A 2397-nucleotide genomic window follows, 5' to 3' on the forward strand; every position below is an offset into this window, starting at 1 on the left:
TCGGGCGCTCGGTAGGTTGAGCTTTGCTCCGACGGTGCAGACTGCGTCTGCGCCGAAACAGGGTTGGCAAAGGCTAAAACCGGGACGACAGACAGTGACGCAAGAAGTGACCCTGATTTTCGCATTCAGATCTTCCGGTTAAAATTTCCGCGCGGTACTGGCCGAAATTCGCGACCGCAACAATAACGGCAATGGTGCAGCTTGGTTCCAGCTCTGCCTTCGGCCGCCCGCAACCGTCCTCTACGTGCCATGAATTTGCCGCCATCCGGCGCGCAATATCCGGCTGAAGTGGTTTGAGGAGTTTATTATGATCGGCGACGTCTCGTTAAAATTGGGCAGAAGGACATTTTCCGCGCGGCTGGAATACGACAGCCTGATTGGCCGCGGCCTTCGCAGCGTTGGACGCAGGTTAGAAGCCAAGCGCGGTTTTCAATCGGCCGAGACTACGACTTCGAAGGCTCCGACTTTTACGGTCGCGGAGACAATTGAGGACGTAACCGTCGCGGTCGATGTCCCTGGGCATGCCCTCCAGGATTTGCGCTTGGATGTGACTCCAAGGCATTTGCGCTTGCGAGCTGCTGGCCGTCAGGCCCGGTCCGGGGGTATGGTGAGTCCCATTGACTCATCTTTCGATCTTCCAGAGCCGGTCGACCCGGACAAGGTGACAGCGACGCTCGAGGACGGCATTCTAACTGTCAGCTTGGTCAAGGCTGCCTGGGTGCGTGGCGATGCAAAGCGCGTCCCCGTGCGTGAGGTGTCAGTCACGCCTAAGCAAGCGGGCCACGAAGGCTGCCAACCCAACGCCTGAAGCGACAAGGATCGCTATTCGTCCGGGCGCGGCGACTTGGCCGTCGTTCGCGACCGTGACGATGGCGGCGGCGACGACGAGCGCCGCGACGACCACAGCGACAGAAAGGCTTTCGCCGGCCCGCTTCACGGCGCGCGGCAAGTCCGCCAGGTCTGAACTTGATAAACGTATGACAAGGCCGTCTCGGCTAAGGCGGCCGATCCCGCGTCTTATTGCTTCCGGCCCAGTCGCCAGAATTTGATCGAATTCCTTGAATGCACGGAAGGCCCGGGTGGCGAGGGCTTTAGGCGCAAACCTTGATGCAAAAGCTTTGACCACGACCGGCGCAATCGCGTCGACCACATCCAACTCGGGGTCGAGAGTCCTTGCCAAGCCTTCCGCGATGCCCAGAGCGCGCAACAGGAGCAGAAGATCAGGCGGTAGGGTCAGCGCGTTGTCTCGTGCGATGGAGACAAATTCGCCGATAGCCTCCGCAAGCCGGATCGGCCGCCCGGAGTCGGCTGCATAGCGTAGAAAGAAGCGCTCAACACCTTGCTCAAGGCCGGTCGGAGGTGGTCCAGAGCGGCCTGCCCATTCCATTAAGACATCGGACACCGCGGCGACATCGGCATCCACCAGGGAGCCGAGGACCACGAGCACCTGCTCTCGCCGCTTGACCGAGAGGCGTCCGACCGAGCCGAAATCCAATAGCGCCAGACGACCGTCGGGCGTCACAAGAACATTTCCGGGATGGGGGTCAGCGTGGAACACCCCGTCCAACAGGATCATGCCCAGTAGGCCCCGGGCCGCTTCGGGCGCCAACGCACGCGCCAACGCAGGCTCCTCGCTGCGAAACACTGCGTTAGGGGGGCGACCGCGGACGCGGGTGCTGACCATGGTCCTTTCTGTGGTAAACCGCTCATGGACTAGAGGCACATGGAAGACCGTCGCTCGTTTGCGCACCTCAGACTGATTACGCGCCTCCATTCGAAAATCGATCTCCTCCAGGAGAGCATCACTCAGTTCGGAGACGACACGTACCGGCTGATGGCGACGAAGCGCCGGCGCACGCCGCTCAACGACGCGCGCTGCGGCCGCGAGCAGCCTCAGGTCCGCGCGCATGATAGCCCCGATGCCGGGTCTGCGAACTTTCAAGACGACTTCTTCACCGGTCGTGAGCCGCGCGGCGTAGACCTGCGCTATTGAAGCTGCGGCGATTGGGGCCGGGGAAAATTCAGCGAAGATATCGTCGGGCGTTCCGCCAAGATCGATTGTAAGCTGTTCACGTATCTGTTCGAAGGGCGCCGGAGCAACGCTATCGTGCAGCCTGCCGAGCCTTTCTGTCAGCTCGGGGGGAAGCAGATCCGAGCGCGTCGCCATGATCTGCCCGAGCTTGACGAATGTGGGCCCGAGCGCCTCAAGCGCCGTAACAAAGCCCTCGTATGTCGCGTCGCTCGTGTCGTCGGTAGGCCCTCCGCGTAACAAACCTAGCTTTCTGAGACCGGGCCGCGCGGCAGTGGGGGCCAACGTACGGAGCACCGTAGCAAGGCGGCGAAAGTCGTTCGGCGAGAGTGTAAGAGGCTGCATCAGATCTGCATGCCCGCATCGAT

2 protein-coding genes are annotated in these 2397 nt (G+C 61.5%); one reads left to right on the forward strand and one right to left on the reverse strand.

Going from position 1 to position 2397, the window contains the following annotated elements; translation table 11 throughout:
- Nucleotides 1-307 precede the first annotated feature (307 nt).
- Nucleotides 308-808: an Hsp20/alpha crystallin family protein gene (locus Q7T84_RS12795; RefSeq protein WP_304809461.1), complete on the forward strand. Its 501-nt coding sequence runs from the start codon at nucleotides 308-310 to the stop codon at nucleotides 806-808.
- Here the strand turns inward: Q7T84_RS12795 and Q7T84_RS12800 are convergent.
- A partial coding sequence (locus Q7T84_RS12800; RefSeq protein WP_304809463.1) for an AarF/ABC1/UbiB kinase family protein occupies nucleotides 758-2397 on the reverse strand: 1640 nt, incomplete at its 5' end. The two genes, Q7T84_RS12795 and Q7T84_RS12800, sit on opposite strands and share 51 nt — an antisense overlap.

This window comes from Phenylobacterium sp. (genome assembly GCF_030654915.1).
Lineage (GTDB): Bacteria > Pseudomonadota > Alphaproteobacteria > Caulobacterales > Caulobacteraceae > Phenylobacterium.